At 69.8% G+C, this 19,693-nt stretch carries 19 protein-coding genes and 1 other RNA gene (1 of these 20 running past the window's edge); 11 read left to right on the top strand and 9 right to left on the bottom strand.

Translation table 11 applies throughout. The features are described from left to right. Positions 1-897 carry the 5' portion of an FAD-dependent thymidylate synthase gene (gene thyX / locus FDP22_RS06005; protein ID WP_138575777.1) on the bottom strand. Its footprint begins 12 nt before the window's first position, so only the first 897 of its 909 coding nucleotides appear in the window; its start codon is at positions 895-897; its stop codon lies beyond the left edge, outside the window. A gap of 100 nt (positions 898-997) precedes the next feature. Here thyX and FDP22_RS06000 point away from each other — a divergent pair, with 100 nt between their 5' ends. The 6 genes from FDP22_RS06000 (at position 998) to FDP22_RS05975 (ending at position 5,578) form a co-directional block, all read left to right on the top strand. Continuing rightward, positions 998-1,429, top strand: a complete 432-nt coding sequence (locus FDP22_RS06000) for a VOC family protein (RefSeq protein WP_205910842.1) — start codon at positions 998-1,000, stop codon at positions 1,427-1,429. 15 nt (positions 1,430-1,444) lie between these two features. Continuing rightward, positions 1,445-1,799, top strand: a transfer-messenger RNA (tmRNA) gene (gene ssrA, locus FDP22_RS05995). A gap of 209 nt (positions 1,800-2,008) precedes the next feature. After that, the gene (locus FDP22_RS05990) at positions 2,009-2,479 is read left to right on the top strand and encodes an SspB family protein (protein WP_346728831.1); all 471 of its coding nucleotides are present in this window, start codon (positions 2,009-2,011) and stop codon (positions 2,477-2,479) included. A 329-nt stretch (positions 2,480-2,808) separates the two neighbouring features. Then, positions 2,809-3,405 carry a class I SAM-dependent methyltransferase gene (locus tag FDP22_RS05985; RefSeq protein WP_138575776.1) on the top strand — a complete coding sequence of 199 codons (597 nt, stop codon included), beginning with the start codon at positions 2,809-2,811 and terminating at the stop codon, positions 3,403-3,405. A 97-nt stretch (positions 3,406-3,502) separates the two neighbouring features. Next, positions 3,503-4,909 carry a class II fumarate hydratase gene (gene fumC, locus FDP22_RS05980; protein WP_138575775.1) on the top strand — a complete coding sequence of 469 codons (1,407 nt, stop codon included), beginning with the start codon at positions 3,503-3,505 and terminating at the stop codon, positions 4,907-4,909. Between the two features lie 120 nt (positions 4,910-5,029). Further along, positions 5,030-5,578 (top strand): putative glycolipid-binding domain-containing protein, encoded by a 549-nt coding sequence (locus FDP22_RS05975; RefSeq protein WP_138575774.1) that lies wholly within the window; start codon positions 5,030-5,032, stop codon positions 5,576-5,578. 21 nt (positions 5,579-5,599) lie between these two features. Here FDP22_RS05975 and FDP22_RS05970 read toward each other — a convergent pair whose 3' ends face one another. Then, positions 5,600-5,947: a DUF427 domain-containing protein gene (locus FDP22_RS05970; protein WP_138575773.1), complete on the bottom strand. Its 348-nt coding sequence runs from the start codon at positions 5,945-5,947 to the stop codon at positions 5,600-5,602. Positions 5,948-6,050: 103 nt separating this feature from the next. Continuing rightward, positions 6,051-7,856: an aminopeptidase P family protein gene (locus FDP22_RS05965; protein ID WP_138575772.1), complete on the bottom strand. Its 1,806-nt coding sequence runs from the start codon at positions 7,854-7,856 to the stop codon at positions 6,051-6,053. Positions 7,857-8,019: 163 nt separating this feature from the next. Between FDP22_RS05965 and FDP22_RS05960 the strand changes: the two genes are divergently transcribed. Both FDP22_RS05960 and FDP22_RS05955 read left to right on the top strand, forming a co-directional pair. Further along, the gene (locus tag FDP22_RS05960) at positions 8,020-8,319 is read left to right on the top strand and encodes a hypothetical protein (protein ID WP_138575771.1); all 300 of its coding nucleotides are present in this window, start codon (positions 8,020-8,022) and stop codon (positions 8,317-8,319) included. Positions 8,320-8,382: 63 nt separating this feature from the next. After that, a complete protein-coding gene (locus FDP22_RS05955) occupies positions 8,383-9,015 on the top strand; it encodes a GIY-YIG domain-containing protein (protein WP_138575770.1) in 633 nt (210 codons plus the stop codon). A 2-nt stretch (positions 9,016-9,017) separates the two neighbouring features. On the opposite strand, the gene cobT is transcribed toward FDP22_RS05955, so the two are convergent. From cobT to FDP22_RS05940, 3 genes are all read right to left on the bottom strand, one after another. Then, complete coding sequence (gene cobT, locus FDP22_RS05950; RefSeq protein WP_138575769.1) at positions 9,018-10,910, bottom strand: cobaltochelatase subunit CobT; 1,893 nt, start codon at positions 10,908-10,910, stop codon at positions 9,018-9,020. Between the two features lie 70 nt (positions 10,911-10,980). Further along, the gene (gene cobS / locus FDP22_RS05945) at positions 10,981-11,967 is read right to left on the bottom strand and encodes a cobaltochelatase subunit CobS (RefSeq protein ID WP_138575768.1); all 987 of its coding nucleotides are present in this window, start codon (positions 11,965-11,967) and stop codon (positions 10,981-10,983) included. A 169-nt stretch (positions 11,968-12,136) separates the two neighbouring features. Beyond that, positions 12,137-12,817, bottom strand: coding sequence for a J domain-containing protein (locus tag FDP22_RS05940; protein ID WP_138575767.1), 681 nt, complete (start codon positions 12,815-12,817; stop codon positions 12,137-12,139). A gap of 109 nt (positions 12,818-12,926) precedes the next feature. Between FDP22_RS05940 and FDP22_RS05935 the strand changes: the two genes are divergently transcribed. Beyond that, positions 12,927-13,196, top strand: coding sequence for a BolA family protein (locus FDP22_RS05935; RefSeq protein WP_138575766.1), 270 nt, complete (start codon positions 12,927-12,929; stop codon positions 13,194-13,196). A gap of 8 nt (positions 13,197-13,204) precedes the next feature. Here the strand turns inward: FDP22_RS05935 and FDP22_RS05930 are convergent, their stop codons facing one another. Continuing rightward, positions 13,205-13,564 (bottom strand): hypothetical protein, encoded by a 360-nt coding sequence (locus tag FDP22_RS05930; protein ID WP_138575765.1) that lies wholly within the window; start codon positions 13,562-13,564, stop codon positions 13,205-13,207. Positions 13,565-14,015: 451 nt separating this feature from the next. On the opposite strand from FDP22_RS05930, the gene FDP22_RS05925 reads away from it, so the two are divergent. Next, complete coding sequence (locus FDP22_RS05925) at positions 14,016-15,083, top strand: peptidoglycan-binding domain-containing protein (protein ID WP_138575764.1); 1,068 nt, start codon at positions 14,016-14,018, stop codon at positions 15,081-15,083. 407 nt (positions 15,084-15,490) lie between these two features. Here the strand turns inward: FDP22_RS05925 and gatB are convergent, their stop codons facing one another. Next, positions 15,491-17,005, bottom strand: coding sequence for an Asp-tRNA(Asn)/Glu-tRNA(Gln) amidotransferase subunit GatB (gatB, locus tag FDP22_RS05920; RefSeq protein ID WP_138575763.1), 1,515 nt, complete (start codon positions 17,003-17,005; stop codon positions 15,491-15,493). Positions 17,006-17,063: 58 nt separating this feature from the next. Beyond that, positions 17,064-17,294 (bottom strand): sulfurtransferase TusA family protein, encoded by a 231-nt coding sequence (locus FDP22_RS05915; protein WP_138575762.1) that lies wholly within the window; start codon positions 17,292-17,294, stop codon positions 17,064-17,066. A 736-nt stretch (positions 17,295-18,030) separates the two neighbouring features. Between FDP22_RS05915 and FDP22_RS05910 the strand changes: the two genes are divergently transcribed. Then, entirely contained in the window at positions 18,031-18,783 is a 753-nt protein-coding gene (locus tag FDP22_RS05910) for a cytochrome c biogenesis CcdA family protein (RefSeq protein WP_138575761.1), read from the top strand. The last annotated feature ends 910 nt before the right edge of the window (positions 18,784-19,693 follow it).

Genomic DNA, 19,693 nt, shown 5'->3' with positions numbered 1-19,693 from the left:
CAGGGCGGCGAATTCGCGCCATTCACCCTTGCTCATGCCCGAGCTTTCCTGGGTGACCTCCTCACCGCGGAGCATGCGGCGCACGGCGTCCAGCCCGCGGCCCGAAAGCTGGGCCGCCTCCAGCCGGTAATCCTCGAAGGCGGCATAGGCGGCGGGCACCCAGTCCGCCACCATGGCGCAGATGGCCTCGGCATAGACGCGGATCTCGTATTGCGCGTGGGCGTCCGCGCGCAGGCGCAGGAAGTGGAAGAGGTTGTGCAGGTCCACCTTCCAGTACCACTGGGTGTAGATGTTGGCCGGCAGGTTCATGCGCGCCAGCTCGCGGGCGAGGCCCTGCTGGCCGTCCTGGCTCAGCATCGCCTCGTAGTGATCGTAGGAGCGGTTGGCGTCGGATTTCAGCATCTCGAGCACCTGCGCGGCCTCGGCCCCCTCCAGCACCGCGCCGCGGCCCTGGTTGTTCACCGTGGACTGGGCGGCGAGCTGCTCCGGCGCGGGGATGTAGAACTCCCGGTCGAGGATGGAGTAGCGGGCGGAATACTCGTTCACGTTCGCCGTGCGGTGGCGGATCCACTGCCGTGCCACGAAGACCGGCAGCTTCACGTGCAGCTTCAGCTCGCACATCTCGAAGGGCGTGGAGTGCCAGTGGCGCATCAGGTAGCGGATGAGCCCGGCATCGTCGCGCGCCTTCTTCGTGCCTTGCCCGTAGGAGACCCGGGCCGCCTGCACGATGGCCGCATCGTCGCCCATGTAGTCCACCACGCGCACGAACCCGTGGTCGAGCACCGGCACGGCCTTGTAGAGGTGCTGCTCCATGCCCGGCGCGGTGGCACGCAGGGTCCGGGAGGGCGCCGCGCGGGCCGCATCGATTTCGGACTGTTGCTCGGGCGTGATCGACATATGTAAGTCTCCTGAAGGCTGAGACACGGAATCGCAGTTTCAGGAGCCAGATGCAATATTTGCGGAGGTCGCACCGCCGGCCGATGACGAGGAGGCAAACATGACGATGAAATACCTGCACACGATGGTCCGGGTGCGCGATCTGGACGCATCCCTGAAATTCTACTGCGACCTGCTGGGGCTGGTGGAAACCCGCCGCATCGACCGGCCGGAGGGCAAGTACACGCTGGTGTTCGTCGCCCCTCCGGGCGGCGGCGCGGGCGAGGAGGTGGAGCTCACCTTCAACTACGAGGACGAGGGCGATCTGGGCGAGGCCCGCAACTTCGGCCATCTCGCCTATGCCGTGGACAACATCTACGACACCTGCCAGCGCATGATGGACGCGGGCGTGACCATCAACCGCCCGCCGCGCGACGGCTACATGGCCTTCGTCCGCTCGCCCGACAACATCTCCGTGGAGCTGCTGCAGGCCGGCGAGGCCCTGCCCCCGCAGGAGCCCTGGGCCTCCATGCCCAACACCGGAAAATGGTGAGAAACCTCCGGTTTCCCCCTTCAATTCCGGGGGAAACCGGACTATATCAGGCTTGTTCCCGGCAACGGGAACTATGGTGATAAACGCGCACGTAATACGCGGATCGGACCCGGGGGCGGTACCCGGCGGCTCCACCAACACCCCGTTCATTGGCGGGCGATGGGGCCGAAACAGGATCGACGGACGTCTAAAGGTGTTTGCTTTTACCCGGTGAGGTACCACCGTTATCGGTCCGACATGTACAGTTGCCAATGACAACCGTGCTCCGGTGGCGCTCGCAGCGTAAGCTGTTCGCAAAACCGATCTTAAGCCCTGTCCTCTAGCAAGGCCAGGCGGGGTTCGCAGGCACCTGGCAACAGAAGCCTGCACTACCCTCCCTCCTCCGGATTTCCGTTCTGAATGGTGTAGCGCCGGCTGCGGAGCGCGCCTGCGCCAGCGCCGCGCGGAAGCCCCATCGGCGGCGGGCCGCTGAGCGATTTTCCGCCAGACGGTAGATCTAGTACACGCGAACTGCCCCTCCCCCTCTTTCCTCCGTCCGAAAATCGTCTATGGTCAGGGCAACCCGAAGGGGAGATGACGATGGCCTCGCGTGGCTTCAATTACGGCCAACTCATGCAGCGCGCCCTGCGCGGACTGCTCGTGGAAGTGCTGACCGAGGTAGCGGAAAACGGGCTGCCGGGGGATCACCACTTCTTCATCACGTTCGACACCGCGCACCCGGGCGTGGACATCTCGCCTGCGCTGATGCAGCGCTATCCCAGCGAGATGACCATCGTCCTGCAGGACTGGTTCGACGATCTCGCCGTGGCGGGAGACCGGTTCACCGTCACGCTGAACTTCGGCGACGTGCCGGAGCGGCTGGTGATTCCCTTCGATGCGGTGCGGGTGTTCGTCGACCCTTCGGTGGAGTTCGGCCTGCGCTTCGACCATCACGAGGGTTCGGACGACGACCCGGATGACGACCCGGAACCCACCGAAGACGACGACGAGACCGAGGAAAACCACGCCGGCGGCGACGTCGTGCGGCTGGACCGCTTCCGCCGCAACTGAGCCCGTCCGCGGCGCCCCTGTCCCGCAACTGCGGCCCCCTGCGGAGCTGTTGCCCAGCAATCTATACTCCCCTCGGGGCCCTCGCCCCGCACCTTGGGCTCCCCGGGGCGCCCCCGCCCCGCGCCTTGGGCTCCCCGCGGGGCCGCTGCCCCGCATCTTGGGCCCCTTGCGGCGCCTGTGCCCCGCAACCCACGCGAATCGCGCAGGTTTTCGTGACAGGACGGTGACGGCCGGGCCCGCCATATTCCTGTCTTTCGTCGGATTGCGCCGGCCCGCTCCGCTGCCTAGGTCTGCGGTCACCACACCGGGCACCCGGCGGATGGAGACCGATGACAATCCAGATCGACCCGGCCGCGCCGGGAAAACCCAGCCATCTCGGCATATTCCTGTCGCAGTTCCTGCGCCGACCGGGCCGCATCGTGGCCCTGTCCCCCTCCTCCCGCGACCTGGCCCGGATGATGACCGCCGGGCTGGGGCCGCGCACCGGCCCGGTCATCGAGCTGGGCAGCGGCACCGGCAAGATCACCGAGGCGATTCTCGCCCGCGGCGTGGCCGAGGCGGACCTCACCCTGTTCGAGATCGACCCCGTCTTCGCCGACCTGCTGGCGGCGCACTACCCCCGGGCCTGGCTGCTGCGCATATCCGCCAGCCATGTCGGCGAGGCGGGGCGGCCCGACAGGCCCGCCGGCGCGGTGATCAGCGGGCTGCCGCTGCTCTCCATGCCCCGCGGCGTGCAGCGCGACATCCTCTCCGGCGCCTTCGACATCATGGGCCCGGGCGGCGTGTTCGTGCAGTTCACCTACGGGTTCCGCCCGCCGGTGGACCGCGCGCTGCGCGCGGAACTGGGCCTCAGCTGGACCCGGTCGCGCCGGGTGTGGAACAACCTGCCGCCGGCGCGGGTCTATACCTTCCGCAAGGCGGGATGAGCGCCGCGAATAGGCTCAAAAAGATGCATTTGCGGTTTCCCTGTGCCTGTGTGCCGCAGTATACCGCTTGGGATCGCATCCGAGGAGGAGAGTGCAGATGACTGATACGAGCAAGGGCACCCGGACGGAAACGGACAGCTTCGGCCCGCTCGAGGTGCCGGCGGACAAGTACTGGGGCGCGCAGACGCAGCGCTCGGTGCTGAACTTCCCCATCGGCTGGGAGAAGCAGCCGGTGGCCATCGTCCGTGCCCTCGGCGTCATCAAGCAGGCCGCGGCCGAGACCAACATGGCGCTCGGCAAGCTGTCCCCCGAGATCGGCAACGCCATCGTCGCCGCCGCGTCGGAGGTTGTCGCCGGCAAGCTGGATGACAATTTCCCGCTGGTCGTCTGGCAGACCGGTTCGGGCACCCAGTCCAACATGAACGCGAACGAGGTGGTCTCGAACCGCGCCATCGAGATGCTGGGCGGCGAGATGGGCTCCAAGAAGCCGGTGCACCCGAACGACCACTGCAACATGTCGCAGAGCTCGAACGACACCTTCCCCACCGCGATGCACATCGCCGCCGCCGTGACCGCCACGCAGGTGACCATCCCGGGGCTGGAGAAGCTGCACGCCGCACTTGTCGCGAAGGCCGAGGCCTTCAAGGACATCATCAAGATCGGCCGCACCCACACGCAGGACGCGACCCCGCTCACCCTGGGCCAGGAATTCGGCGGCTACGCCTATCAGGTGGAGCAGGGCATCCGCCGCGTGACCGCCGCGCTCACCAACATCTATCCGCTCGCGCAGGGCGGCACCGCCGTGGGCACCGGGCTGAACACCCATCCCGAGTTCGCGGAGCGCGTGGCCGCCGAGATCGCGAAGATCACCGGCCTGCCCTTCATCACCGCCCCGAACAAGTTCGAGGCGCTGGCCGCGCATGACGCGATCGTGGAGATGTCGGGCGCACTGAAGGTGGTGGCGGCCTCGCTGTTCAAGATCGCCAACGACATCCGCCTGCTCGGCTCCGGCCCGCGCTGCGGCCTGGGCGAGCTGATGCTGCCGGAGAATGAGCCCGGCTCCTCCATCATGCCCGGCAAGGTGAACCCCACCCAGTGCGAGGCGCTCACCCAGGTCTGCGCCCATGTGCTGGGCAATGACGCGGCCATCGGCTTCGCCGGCACCCAGGGGCATTTCGAGCTCAACGTCTACAAGCCGATGATGGCCTACAACCTGCTGCAGTCCATGCAGCTTCTGGGCGACGCCGCCTCCGCCTTCACCGACAATTGCGTGACGGGCATCGAGGCCGACGAGGAGCGCATCTCGAAGCTCATGTGGGAAAGCCTGATGCTGGTCACCGCGCTGGCGCCCGAGATCGGCTACGACAACGCCACCAAGGTGGCCAAGACCGCGCACAAGAACCGCACCACCCTGAAGGAAGAGGCGATCGCCCTCGGCTTCGTGGACGCGGAGACCTTCGACCGCGTGGTCCAGCCGAAGGACATGCTCGGCCCGAAAGCCTGAGCGGCAGTCGGCCCGGCGGCGCCTCCGCCGGGCCGACCCTTCCCGCGCCACGGCGCGGCTTGACTCCCCGCGCATGTTTACGGAATGTTCTCACCTTGCTCATGAGGGGAGGCCGATGCCATGCGCAGGACCGTGCGGTGGAGCGATGAGAGCGGAACCGGGCTGGAGCACCTGCTGCTGACCGGAACGGAATGCGGCTTTCGCGCCGAGAGCCTGGTGATCGGGGCGGAGGAGGGCGTGGGCTTCGCCCTGCGCTACCGGCTGGAGATCGACGCGCAATGGCGCCTGCGCGCCGCCGTCGCCGCCTGCCTCGGCGGGCCGGAGCTGCACCTCCTCGCCGATGGCGCCGGGCATTGGCGCCTCGGGGATGGCACCGCATTGCCGGAGCTGGACGGCTGCATCGACATCGACATCGCCGCCACGCCCTTCACCAACACCCTGCCCATCCGCCGGCTGGGCCTCACCGACACGCAGGCCTGCGAGATCCGCATGGCCTACCTGCCGGTGCCCGGCCTCACCCCGTCCCCCATGCGCCAGCGTTACACGCGGCTGGGCGCGGGCCGGTATCTCTACGAGAGTGTGGAAAGCGGGTTTCGCGCCGAGCTGCCGGTCGATGCGGACGGGCTGGTGGGCGATTACCCCGGGCTGTTCCGGCGGCTGGAGGCCTGAGCCCGCGCCGCCGGACCCTGGTCAGACCTGCTCGACGGTGGCGGTTTCCGGGTAGAAGGCGATGTAGCCCTTCACCCGCGCGGCCGCCGGCAACGGGTCCTCGTAGCTCCAGGCGGCATTGTGGATCGGGCCGCTGCGCGCGGCGATGTCGTAATGCGTGGCCTCGCCCTTCCACGGACAGGTGGTGGTGTGGGCCGATTTCTCCAGGAAGGCCATGCCCGCGTCCTCACGCGGGAAATAGGTCACCGGGGGGTAATCCCCCTCGATGAGCTGCAGGGCATCGCGGGTCTCGGCGATGACCGCGCCGCCGGCCCGCACCACCCAGGTGCCCGGGCTGCGGATGATGGTGATCTTGCGCTCGGTAATCATGTCAGTTCTCCCCAATCTCGGGCCAGCCTGACACGCGGAGGTGACATTACCGTCAATCCCGGGCGTCGGGCCGGGCCCCGTCCCCTCCTGCGCGGCCCCCCGGTCAGAGGGGCGCGCAGGCCTCATCCAGCCAGCCGGCGGTCTCGGCGTCGAGGCGCGGACGCACCCGGGCCAGGACCTCGGCATGGTAGGCGTCGAGCCAGACACGCTCGGCCGCATCCAGCATATCGGGTCGGATGAGCCTCCGATCAATCGGAACGAAGGTCAGAGTCTCGAATCCGAGCATTTTGCGAGTGCCGCCCTCGGGAATCTCCGCCGGGGTGACGGCCAGGAGATTCTCGATGCGGATGCCGAAGGCGCCCTCGCGGTAGAAACCCGGCTCGTTGGACAGCACCATGCCCGCCTCCAGCGGCACCATGTTGCGCCGGGAGATGGCCTGCGGCCCCTCGTGCACCCCGAGGCAGGCGCCCACGCCGTGGCCGGTGCCGTGATCATAGTCCAGCCCCGCCCGCCACAGCGCGACCCGCGCGAGCGCGTCGAGGTCACGCCCCGCCACGCCCTGCGGAAAGCGCGCGCGGCTGAGCGCGATCATGCCCTTCAGCACCAGCGTGAAGGCCCAGGCCTCCTCCACCCCCACCACACCGGTGGCCATGGTGCGGGTGATGTCCGTGGTGCCCTCGGCATATTGCGCGCCGCTGTCGACCAGCAGCAGTTCGCCCGGCTGAATGGTGCGGTTGGTGGCCTCGGTGACCCGGTAATGCACGATGGCGCCGTTCGGCCCGGCGCCGGAGATGGTCTCGAACGAGATGTCGGTGAGGCCGCCGGCCTCGGCCCGGAAGGCCTCCAGCCGGCGGACCACGTCGATCTCGGTCAGCCCGCCCTGCGGCGCGGCGCCGTCCAGCCAGCACAGGAACCGCGCGAGGGCGACGGAATCGCGCGCCTGGGCGCTGCGCATCCCGTCCAGCTCCGCGGCGGTCTTGCGCGCCTTGGGCGCCACGCAGGGGTCCGCCCGCCAGAGGATGGCCGCGCCGGCGGCTTCCAGCAGGTCGGCGACGCGCGCCGGGGCGGTGGCCCGGTCCAGCGTGACCCTGCGCCCGGCAAACCCCGTGAGCGCCGGCTCCAGCGCGGACCAGGGCTGGACGTCCACCTCGTTGCCCAGGTGGGCGGCCACCTCCGCACCCAGCTTGGCCGGGTCGGTGAACAGGCTCACCCGGCCATCGGCGCCCAGCAGGGCGAAGGCATGCGCGTAGGGGCTGCGGGCGATATCGCCGCCGCGGATGTTCAGCAGCCAGGCGATGCTGTCGGGCAGGGTGATGAGGGCGGCCTCCGCCTCCGCCGCCGCAAGCTCCGCCCCCAGCCGGGCGCGCTTGGCGCCATGCGTCTCGCCGGCCAGCGCGTCCGGGTGCACCCGCAGCGGGGCCGCGGGCGGCGCGGGCTGGTCCGGCCAGACGGTATCGACGAGGTTCTCCACCGCGCGCAGCGTCACGCCCAGCGGCGTGAGACGTTCCGCAAGCCGGCCGAGTTCCTCGCGCCCGTGCAGCCAGGGGTCATAGGCCAGCACCTGGCCCTGTGCCATGGCGCCGGCGAGCCACTCCGCCGGGGCGGTTTCGTGAATGGCGACGGGGGTGAAGACGGCGAGGTCCACCTGGTCGCGCACCTGCAGGGTGTAGCGCCCGTCGATGAACACCGCGGCACGCTCCGCCAGCGCGGCGCAGAGGCCGGCGGAACCGGTGAAACCGGTGAGCCAGGCCAGGCGTTCATCGCGCGGGGCCACGTTCTCGCCCTGGAAGGCATCGGCGCGGGGCACGAGAAACCCGTCCACCCCGGCGGCACGCATCGCCTCGCGCAAGGCGGCGAGCCGCGCGGCGCCGGTGGCGGGTGTGGTCTTCGCATCGAAGGTCTGGAACATGGGCGGGCCTCCCCGGGGTCTCGGCGTGTCTTTCTTGCGGATCTTCCGGGCGGTTGCCCCGGAGGAACGGGGGCCGAGGCGGCCCCGGAGCCCTGAGAGATGACATGTTGCGGGGCAGGTCAATCCCCGTTAGCGTTTTCGCAGTTGCAGCAGGAGGACAATCTTGGCCCGGGGTCTCGGACTGGTGCTTATCCTCGCGGCGCTCGGCCTGGGCCTGCTGGACTGGCGGGAGAGCGGCGGGCAGCTGTCGACGCTGCACCTGCGAAGCATCGGAACCCTGTGGGCCGAGATGAACCCGGCCAGCCTCTCGGACGCCCGCGCCTGGGTGGAGGCGATGTTCCCGGACTGGCTCTGGGACCCGGCGATCACCACCGCGCTGCTCATCCCCCTCGCCCCGCTGTTGCTTGGGCTGGGCCTGATGATGGTGATCCGACGCAAGCGGCGGCGCAGGCGGTATCGGTGAGGGGCCTGTTCGTGGTAAGCTGAAACTTGGGAGCATGAGCGGGAGGGCGCACGGAGGAGCGCCATGTCTGCCTGCAAGCTGCTGCACCAATTTTTCGATGCGATGCCCCGTCTTTCGCCGGATCTGTGTTCTGCAAACATACCGGCAAATGGCATCTATGCCGTCTTCGAAGTCGACGAAGAGGCCCATGGCGGGAACAGAATCGTCCGAATCGGTACGCACACCGGACAGGGAAACCTCCGCGGGCGGCTGATCGAACACCTTCTCAAACCCAACAAGGATCGGAGCATCTTCCGCAAGCATGTCGGCCGCGCCATCCTTGCCGAGAGAAATGACCCCGCCTTGGATCAATGGAACTTGAAACTCACCCGCCGCAAGGCGCGCGCCGAGCACGGCCATAGGGTGGATCCATTGAAGATGACGGCCGTGGAAACCGAAGTTTCTCAGAAGCTGCGGGCGCGAATGTCTTTCGCTGTGCTGCCGCTATCGGGAGGAAAAGAGGATCGGCTGGCGTGGGAGAAGCGTATGCTCTCAACCATAGCCGCCTGCCCGGATTGCCGGCCCTCCCCGATTTGGCTCGGCCTCTGGCATCCCGACCCGCGGATCGGACGAAATGGACTCTGGAATATCCAGGGCTTTCGCGGCGAGGTACTTTCGGAGGACGACGTCCGGAGCTTCACAAGGCTCCGGACCTGATCTCACCCCGCCCGCCTTGCACCTGCGGTAATCTGCTGGCGCATGGCACGGCCGGCGGCGCGGGGGTCGATGTCGAACAGCGAGGCGAGCTGCTCGGTCATGGCGCCGGCGAGCTGGTCCACGTCGGTGATGGTGACGGCGCGCTGGTAGTAGCGCGTCACGTCATGGCCGATGCCCACGGCGATCAGCTCCACCGCGCGGCGCTTCTCGATCATCGCGATCACGTCGCGCAGGTGCTTCTCCAGATAGTTGGCCGAGTTCACCGAGAGGGTGGAATCGTCCACCGGCGCGCCGTCGGAGATCACCATCATGATGCGGCGCGCCTCCGGGCGGCCGGCAAGGCGGCGGTGCGCCCATTCCAGCGCCTCGCCGTCGATGTTCTCCTTCAGCAGGCCTTCCTTCATCATCAGCCCGAGGTTCGAGCGTACCCGCCGCCAGGGGCTGTCGGCGCTCTTGTAGATGATGTGGCGCAGGTCGTTCAGGCGGCCGGGCGCCGGCGCGCGGCCGGCCTGCAGCCAGGCCTCGCGGCTCTGCCCGCCCTTCCAGGCGCGGGTGGTGAAGCCGAGGATCTCCACCTTCACCTGGCAGCGCTCCAGCGTGCGGGCCAGCACGTCGGCGCAGATGGCGGCGATGGAGATCGGGCGGCCGCGCATGGAGCCGGAATTGTCCAGCAGCAGGGTCACCACCGTGTCGCGGAACTCGGTGTCCTTCTCCACCTTGAAGGAGAGCGGCGTGGTGGGCTGGGCGACGACGCGGGCCAGCCGGCCGGCGTCGAGGATCCCCTCCTCCAGGTCGAATTCCCAGGAGCGGTTCTGCTGCGCCTGCAGCCGGCGCTGCAGCCGGTTGGCGAGACGCGAGACGGCGCCCTTCAGCGGTTCCAGCTGCTGGTCGAGATAGGCGCGCAGGCGCTCCAGCTCGGCCGGGTCGGCCAGGTCCTCGGCGCGGATCACCTCGTCGAAGGCGGAGGTGTAGACCTTGTAATGCGGGTCCGCGTCGGAAGCGGGCTTGGGCGGCGGCAGCTCCGAGGGGGGCTCGCCGTCGATCTCGTCCGCCTCGGCGGCCTCGGATTCGTCGGTGTCCTCGATGCTGACCTGGGCCTGGGCCTGGTCGGAGTCTTCCTCGGCGCTGTCGTCCTGGGCGGTGTTCTGGTCGTCGGAGTCCTGCTCCTGCTCGCCACCGCCCTCGGTCTCGTCCTCTTCGCTGAGCTCCTCGCTCTCCTCCGGGTCCTCGTCGTTCTCCAGCTCGTCGGGGTCCTCGCCGAGCTGCTCGCCATAGCCGAGCTCCTCGATCACCTTGCGGGTGAGGCGGGCAAAGGCCTTCTGGTCGGAGAGGCAGCCGTCGATCCGCTCCAGCGAGCCGCTGGCCTGGGATTCGATGAAGCCGCGCCACAGCTCCATCACGTTCTGCGCGCCGGCGGGCAGCGGCCGGCCGGTGGCGAGATGGCGCACGAGATAACCCGCCGCCTCGGCCAGCGGGGCCTTGGCGGCCTCGGTGATGCCCTCGTAGCCGAAGCGCCGGGCCTCGGAGGCGATCTTGGCGTCGATGTTGTCGGCGGTGCCGGGCATGGCGCGGGCGCCCATCGCCTCGCAGCGCGCGGTCTCCATCGCCTCGTACAGGGCCTGGGCCACTTCCCCCGTGGGGGCGTAGCGGCGGTGCGTGGCATCGTTGTGGAAACGGCGGCGCAGCGCGAAGGCGTCCGCGGTGCCACGGGCGAGCATCACCTCGTCCCGGGTCATCCGCCGCGAGATCTGCGGCAGCCGCGCCGCGTCATTGGTCAGCCCCGGCGGGTCGACCGAATAGGTCACCGTCATCTCGGGCTCGTTGGCGAGCGCACGCGTGGCGTCGCTCAGCGCCTTCTTGAACGGCTCGGACGGATTTTCTGGCTTGTTGCTCATGGCACGGACCCTCCGGGGTCGGCTCCGGGACCGGGGCGGGCCCTCCCGCGGGCGGGGAGGGCGGCGCGCCTCAGCCGAGGCTCAGCGAAGCGGCGCTTTCCGGCAGTTCCTCACCGAAGCAGCGCTGGTAGAACTCGGCCACGGTGGAGCGCTCGAGCTCGTCGCACTTGTTGAGGAAGGTGAGCCGGAAGGCGAAGCCGACCGACCCGAAGATGTCGGCGTTCTGCGCCCAGGCGATCACCGTGCGCGGGCTCATCACGGTGGAGAGGTCCCCGTTCATGAAGGCCGAGCGCGAGAGGTCCGCCACCGTGACCATGCGCGAGATGGTCTTGCGGCCGGCCTCGGTCTGGTAGGACGGGTTCTTCGACAGCACGATCTCGGTCTCCGCGTCATGCGGCAGGTAGTTCAGCGTGGCGACCAGGCTCCAGCGGTCCATCTGGCCCTGGTTGATCTGCTGGGTGCCGTGGTAGAGGCCGGTCGTGTCGCCCAGGCCCACGGTGTTGGCCGTGGCGAAGAGGCGGAAATACGGGTGCGGGGTGATGACCTGGTTCTGGTCGAGCAGGGTCAGCTTGCCGTCCACCTCCAGGATGCGCTGGATCACGAACATCACGTCCGGCCGGCCGGCGTCGTATTCGTCGAACACGATCGCCACCGGGTTGCGCAGCGCCCAGGGCAGGATGCCCTCGTGGAACTCGGTCACCTGCACGCCGTCCTTGAGCTTGATCGCGTCCTTGCCGATCAGGTCGATGCGCGAGATGTGGCTGTCGAGGTTCACGCGCACGCAGGGCCAGTTCAGCCGCGAGGCCACCTGCTCGATATGCGTGGACTTGCCGGTGCCGTGGTAGCCCTGGATCATCACGCGGCGGTTGTGGTTGAACCCGGCGAGGATGCTCAGCGTCGTGTCATGGTCGAAGCGGTAGGTCGGGTCCTTCGCGGGCACGCGATCGGTCGGCTCCTCGAAGCCCTTCACGATCATGTCGCTGTCGATGCCGAACACTTCGCGCACCGACAGCTCTACCGTCGGTTCCATCGCCATTTCCATCGCTCCATCCGCCATGTCTGTCCCGTTTCTCTGGTCTCGAGTCCTGTCAGGCCCGGTCATTGACCCTCTGCATACGATCTATGTCGCAAAGCAGCAAGTGAAAGACAGGGCCATTTCCGGTCGCCCCCGCCGGTGGTCCGGCGCGGGTCCGTGTCATCGTTGCGGCGCCCGGCGCAGGGCCGTCTCAGTCCGGAAAGCTGCGCGAGGCGCGGATCTGGTCCCAGGCCCAGAACACCTCCTGAAGGCGGGCCTCGTCCTCGCGGCTGCCGCCGTTCATGTCCGGGTGCAGGTTCTTGACCAGCTCCTTGTACAGCCGGCGGATATCGCGCTTGCCCATGTCGTCGCGGGCATCGAGGATCTCCAGCGCCCTGCGCTCGGTTCCCGGCAGCATCCGGCGGCGCGGCGCCTCGGTGGGGCGGTCCGCGGTGCGGGCGGCCCCCGGGTTGATGGTGGCGTTCGCGCCCAGAACGTCCATCGGGTCGGAGAAGCCGAAGCGGCGCCAGGCCTGGCCGTCGGTGTGCTGGTTGATCGGCTTGGAGCCGCCCGCCGCCCGCCCGAAGGACCAGGTCGGCCGGCCCCAGAGGCGGTCTGCCTCGATCTGCTGCTCCAGTTCCTCGCCCGACAGGTCCTGGAAGAAGTTCCAGCGCCGGTTGTACTCCCGCACATGGTCTATGCAGAACCAGTAGTAGTCGTTGATCTGCTCGGGGCTGCGCGGGGCGCGGTAGGTGCCGCGGGCCTCGCAGCCCGGATGGTCGCAGCCGCGCGAGGAGGATTCGAACGCACCCGACATGCCGCGCTGCCGGGTGCGGCGCGCCTTGTCTGCGGAAACCGAGATGTCGTAATCGAGTGGCGAACGGCGAGTCATTGCGTCAGATCTATCAGGTGAGGGCGGCCCCGTCCGTGCGGGGCTTTCCTTAGTTTAGGGTGTCGGGGCGGGCTGTAAAACATATCGGCACGAAAATGAGGTGAAAAAGATGACCATGGCAGACACGATCCGCACCAAGCTGGTGGCAGCCTTCGCCCCCGCAAGGCTCGATGTGATTGACGAAAGTCACCATCACCACGGCCATTCCGGCTGGCGCGAGGGCGGGGAAACACATTTTCGCGTGGTGATCCGGGCCGATGCCTTCAACGGGCAGAGCAGGGTTGCCCGGCAGCGCGCGGTGAACGCGGCGCTGCGCGAGGAACTGGCCGGCAGTGTTCATGCGCTGGCGCTGGACGTGGACGGCACCGCGGCCGCCTGAACGGCGTCTCAGTCCTCGTCGGTGGCGCGCGCCCGGATCTGCGCGCGCAGCGAGGGCAGGTCCTCCTCCTCGGCCGGAGCGGCGGCCGTGGCGCCGAGGATGGCCATCTCCGGCCCGGCCGAGCCGACGCCCTGCCCCACCACCCGGCGGAACACCAGCAGGCTCTGCCGGTGCTCCTGGCGGGTGCGGAACCAGCCCTGCCGCGCCTCCTCGATCAGCGCGTCGGAGCGGAAATACTCCCAGCCGCCGCTGGCCTCCGCATTCACGACATCCGCCACGGTCGCCGCGAAGCGATCGGCGCCGGTGCGTCCGCGCAGCCGCTGTGCACGGCGCGGTGCCGCCACGATCTTGTATTCGTACTGCGTCATCAGACTGTCGCTTTCCTGAAACCCTCGAGCCCGCCGGCCTCGGCGGCGACCGTATCGCGCTCCGACCTTCGGAGCCAAGATGTTAACCTTAAATTAACGCGTATCGCGCGATCATCGAGCCCTCAGCAGGAAAATGCGGAAAATCGGGTACATGCGCGGGGGCGTCGTCATGTCAAAACCAACGCAACTCCAGATCGGCAAGGTGCTGGCTGCCGCCTGCGGGGAAATCGGCGGGGAAGACGCGCGGCCGCCCCCGAGGTTCCGCGCGCCCTGCGCCCCGCCCCACGGCACCCTGCGGGAGACGCCGGAGGACGGGCCGGCACGCCCCGGTCACCCTGATTCGCCCCCCGCCGGTTCCGGCCGGGACGGCAGGCTGCACCTCCTGCCTGCCGCCCGCCCGACCGCCACGGCGGCGCGGGACCAGCACGCGCAGGCGGCGGAGGACGCGGTGATGGTCGGCGCCGAAACCGCCGCCCACATGCCCGCCGGCGGCCTGCCTCCGCTGGCATGCGGCGACGGTAACGCCAGCAATTACCTCGCCTGGAGCAATCTCGCCTGGCTGACTGACAGCCACCTGCACGAGAACGCCACCGTCCTGCCGCCGGCCACCCGCACCATGCTCGCCCAGATGCGCGACCTGGCGGAGGCGATGCGCGAACAGTCACGCTCCGCGATCGACCGGCCCCTGGCGCAGGCTCCGGCTCCCGCGGCGCCCGGGCTGCCGCCGCTCCTGCCTTCGGAGACACCCGGGGCCGACACCATGGACTTCGCGGAAGAGGATGCCGCGTCGGGTGACGACACCGTGTCAGTCGCGCCAGCTTTCCCCGGCGCGGCGGGCGACCCCGCCGGTACAGGCCGCCTTCGGGCGCCGGCGCGGCGTCTCCCGGGGCTGGTCGCGGCCTGCGCCGGGGCGCTCGCCCTCGCCGCCGCTCTGCTCGGGCCGCAGCCGGAGCCCGCGCCGGCACCCGCCGTCGACATGGCGCTCGCCCCCTCTCCCTCCGAGCCCATCCTGCGGCAGATGCTCACCACCCGGCTGGACCATGCCGCCGCCGAGCCGGACCGGATCGACCCCCGGCTGATGGACCGGACCGCCCGGCTGCCGGAGGATTTCTGGCCGCTGGACCAGCTCACCGTGGAGGCCGGCCTCACCCGCTCCCACCTCACCCGGGTGGACCTGCAGCGGCGGCTTTCCCTGGTCAGCGGCGCGCGGCTCTCCACCGACGGGTTGTTCGGCCCGGAAACCCGCCGCGCGCTGCGCATCTGGCAGGCCGCGAACGGCCTGCAGCCCACCGGGCATTTCGACCTCGCCAGCATCGGCCTGCTGCGCGCCCGGACCAGCGCGACGCCGAACCGCTCCGGGCCGAACGGCGGCACGAGCGGCGAAGTGATGCTTGGCGCCTCGCGCTTCGGCACCCTGTGCTGGCACGGCAATACAGCCCAACAGGGCGCTTCCGACGTCCTCCGCTGCGAGGACGCGCTGCCGAACTGGGTCTTCGCCTCCCTGGTCCGCGTGCGGTGAGAAGAAGGCCAGCGCCCGGCATGACACCTGCCGGTGGGCGGTCCCCCCGGGCCGCCGCGAGGGCATCGCCCGGGCCCTGAAGCGATCGGGGGGTAACCGGCACCTCCCGGCTGGCTCACCGCCGCGCGGGCCCGTCCATTCTGCCGGAACCGCCTGAGGCAACTGCGCGGCAGTCCCTGCCCCCCGCCTGGCACAGGCCGGAGCCGTCTCTTGCCGGAGGTGACTGTTCGTAGGGCGGGGTGGATCTGGCCACCCGTGCCGCCCCGGCCTGCTCAGCGCGTGCGCGTGGACAGAAGGCTCCGGTCCTTGCCGGAGCGCAACCGGCGCGCAGCTTCAAGGCGCCTCGGCTTTGGGTTGACGGTAGGGCGGGGGCGCCGGCCTGCTCCGCGGCGGGCCGGCAGTCACGTTCACTCGATGCCGAGCTTCTCGCGCACCAGGGCGTTCACCGCCTGGGGGTTGGCCTTGCCGCCGGTGGCCTTCATCACCTGACCCACGAACCAGCCCGCCATAGAAGGCTTGGCCTTCGCCTGCTCGGCCTTCTCCGGGTTCGCCGCGATCACCTCGACCACCGCCGCCTCGATGGCGCCGGTATCGGTGACCTGCTTCATGCCCCGGCTCTCGACCAGTTCCTTCGGGTCGCCGCCCTCGGCCCAGACGATCTCGAACAGATCCTTCGCGATCTTGCCGGAGATGTCCCCCGCCGCGATCAGGTCGATGATCCCGCCGAGCTGCGCGGCCGACACCGGCGAGGCAGACACCGCGATCCCCTCCTTGTTCAGCCGGCCGAACAGCTCGTTGATCACCCAGTTCGCCGCCTGCTTGCCGTCGCGGCCCCGCGCCACCTCCTCGAAGAAGGCGGCGTTCACCGTGTCGGCGGTCAGCACGCCGGCGTCGTATTCGGTCACCCCGAAATCGAGCACGAAACGGGCCTTCTTCGCGTCCGGCAGCTCCGGCAGCGTGGCGGCGATGCTGTCCACCCAGTCCTGCCCGAAGGTGAGCGGCAGCAGGTCCGGGTCGGGGAAATAGCGGTAGTCATGCGCCTCTTCCTTGGAGCGCATGGAGCGGGTCTCGCCCTTGTTCGGGTCATAGAGCCGGGTCTCCTGGTCCACGCTGCCGCCGTCCTCCAGGATGGCGATCTGCCGGCGGGCCTCGTAGTCGATGGCGGCCTGGATGAAGCGCATCGAGTTCATGTTCTTGATCTCGCAGCGCGTGCCGAGATGGGAGAAGTCGCCGCTCTCGCGGAATTTCTCGTAGGCCCCGGCCTGGCAGACGGAGACGTTCACGTCGGCGCGCAGGGAGCCCTCCTGCATGTTGCCGTCGCAGGTGCCGAGGTAGCGCAGGATCTGGCGCAGCTTGCGCACGTACTCCGCCGCCTCCTCCGGGCCGCGGATGTCGGGCCGCGAGACGATCTCCATCAGCGCCACGCCGGTGCGGTTGAGGTCGACGTAGGAGTTCTCCGGGTCCATGTCGTGGATGGACTTGCCGGCGTCCTGTTCGAGGTGGATGCGCTCGATGCGCACCCGCCGCGCCACGCCGGGCTCCATGTCCACCAGCACCTCGCCCTCGCCCACGATGGGGTGGTAGAGCTGCGAGATCTGGTAGCCCTGCGGCAGGTCGGGGTAGAAGTAGTTCTTGCGGTCGAACTGGCTGAAGAGGTTGATCTGCGCCTTCAGCCCGAGGCCGGTGCGCACCGCCTGCTCCACGCAGAAGGCGTTGATCACCGGCAGCATGCCGGGCATGGCCGCGTCCACCAGGCTCACATGGGTGTTGGGCTCGGCGCCGAAGCCGGTGGAGGCGCCGGAGAACAGCTTCGCGTTCGAGCGCACCTGCGCATGCACCTCCATGCCGATGACAATCTCCCAGTCGCCCCTGGCGCCGTGGAGGATCTTCGGTTCGGGGTCGCGATAGGCAAGCTCGGTCATCGGAGGCTCCGTGGTTTCCGGCCCGTTCATACCGGCGGGGCGGGCGGCCCGCAAGAACTCAGCCGCCCTTGCGGATGAGGAAGCGCCGCTCCGGCCCCTCGCCGGTCATCTCCACCAGCGCATGGCCCTGCTCGGCGCAGAAATGCGGGACGTCGATCACCGCCGCCGGGTCATCCGCCAGCATGGCGAGCAGGGCGCCGGGTGCCAGCGGCTGCAGCCGCTTGCGCGCCTTGAGAACGGGCAACGGGCACAGCAGGCCCCGGGCGTCCAGTTCGGTGATCTCGTCCATGCCCGAAGGCCTAGCCCGGCGGCCCGCGCCTGTCCACCGGCTTCATGCGCCGGCAGACGCGAAGCGCCGCGCTCCGCGCCCGCCGGCACGAAGCATCCGGCCATGCGCAAGCCGGCGTGCGCTGCCTGTCCCTGTGCGCACCGGCGTGCAATTCTGCCCCTGTGCGCACCGGCGCGCAATCAGGCTTCCCGCGCCGGTGCGTGTTCTGCCGGACTGCACGCAGCGCTGGACTGCGCATGCAGGTGCGCGCTCTGCCCGATTGCGCGTACCCCCATGCTCTGCCCGACTGCGCGCACCGCCATGCACCGTGGACCTGCGCGCACCGGCCCGCCCTGACTGCGCCGCGTACCTCTCGCATCCTGCCTCCGCACGCTGGCGCGCAGCTCTCGCATCGCGCGCCCGCAGGGCGCACCGCCGGGTCCGGGCCGCAGGACCGGGCCCGGCTCGGGAGGAATGCCGAAGGCTCCGCCGGATCACGCGTCCGCTTGCCCCCTGCGCCCCGCTGCCGGTGCCCCCCCGGGGCACGTCACACACGCCTGCGCCGCGGATCACACGCCCCTGCCTCCCGCTTCAAGCGAGCCCGCCGCTCGCGCAGCTCGCGGCGAAGGACCGGGCGGCCGCGCCGCCGCTCACCGCCCGCGCCTCCGGCCGCGTCCTACGCAAACGTGACGCCGTGTGCAGGTGACACCGGCGCGGCCGCCCGGTATCACCTGAGGCAAGCATCATCGGGGGGAGCATGTTCGGGATAGACTTCATCGAGGCCTCGGCAGGCATCAAGCTCGCCATCGCCCTCGTGGCCGGCATCGTGAGCTTCCTCACGCCCTGCGTGCTTCCCATCGTGCCGCCCTACCTCGCCTTCATGGCCGGAACCTCGCTGGACCGGATGACCGAGGACGGCGCCCCGGACCGCCGCCGCGTGGTCACCGCGGCGCTGTTCTTCGTGCTGGGCCTCTCCACGGTGTTCGTGCTGCTGGGCGCGGTGGCCTCCTCGCTCGGCCAGGCTTTCCTGCAGAACCAGCTGTGGTTCTCGCGCATCGCCGGCGTGGTCGTGATCGTGTTCGGGCTGCATTTCCTCGGCGTGTTCCGCATCGGCCTGCTCTACCGCGAGGCGCGGTTCGACGCCGGCCGTGCCGCGGGCGGGCCGCTGGGGGCCTTCGTGCTCGGCCTCGCCTTCGCCTTCGGCTGGACACCGTGCATCGGCCCCATCCTCGGCACCATCCTCAGCCTCGCCGCCCAGGGCGCCTCCGACCAGGCCATCTTCCTGCTCGGCACCTATGCCATCGGCCTCGGCGTGCCCTTCATTCTCGCCGCGCTGTTCATCGGCCCCTTCACCCGCTTCATGCGCCGCTTCCGCAGCCACATGGGCACGGTGGAGCGGGTGATGGGCGGCATGCTGGTCCTCGTCGGCATCATGATGGTGACGGACAGCTTCTCCCGCTTCTCCTACTGGCTGCTGGAGACCTTCCCCGCCCTCGGCATGATCGGCTGATCCCCCGCGCCGCCCTGCGCCAGCACGAAGGCCGCCCGCCCGGCCGCCGGCACGCAGCAGGGAGGGCACACCGTCTCAAAGCCGCAGCGGGCATGGCCCGCCCCGGGTCGCGTCCTGAGGGGCCCGTGCGTCACCCACGCTCCGCGTCCCGCCGGCAGATCTCCCGCCGGGATGGGGAGAAGAACACCCGCCACCCGCAGCGCGACCGGCTGCAAGCGCGCCGGCACAGCCCGGCCGCCAAGCGAGAGACGGCCCGCCACCCCGGCAAACCCCACCCCTCCCGAATGCCGGCCCCGGGCGCACAGGCAGGACGGCGGGTGCGCAGCGGCCCGGGGTCGATCCCGTGACGGGAGAACACGGCACCCGGGCCGGGCAGCCACCCGTCAGGCAGGCCCGCCCGGACCGGAGGCGCGGCACTCAGGCGCACGCATCCGGGACCGGCCGGGCGGAGCGCCTCGGGGGGCATCGAGCCCCCGCTCGGCGCTGGCCGCAGGGCGCGGCCGGTTCCGCCTGGCCGGAAGGGCCCGCACCGGGCCCGACGCGCCTGCCGAGGCGGGGGCTTGCCCCCTCCGAGGCGGGCGCAGCCCGGGCGGGACGCAAGCAGGCCGGGCGGGCTGCCCCTGCCCTCCCCGACGTCCGGAATACGGGCTGACCGGGGCGCCGGAGGAGGGCCCGCAGGGGCGCCGCCGCCGGCCCCGACCCGGGCGAAGAGGCCGGGCCAGGCAGCGACAGGGCGCCCGCGCGGGGCAGCCTCGGCACTGATGATCCGATGATGGCGATGGCGTCAACGGGAGCGAGGCGCGGCACCGCCTTGCCCCGGCGCGTCTGACATCTCTCCGGAGGCGGCACCGGTCGGCGGCCGCTTGATTTCATGCAGTATGGTGGTATGGTACCATACCGGAGGAGACAA

Origin of the sequence: Paroceanicella profunda (genome assembly GCF_005887635.2) — a bacterium.
In the GTDB taxonomy this organism is placed as follows: Bacteria; Pseudomonadota; Alphaproteobacteria; order Rhodobacterales; family Rhodobacteraceae; genus Paroceanicella; species Paroceanicella profunda.
The sequence above is the reverse complement of the archived record's forward strand: the minus strand, read 5'-3'. Positions and strand labels throughout refer to the sequence as shown.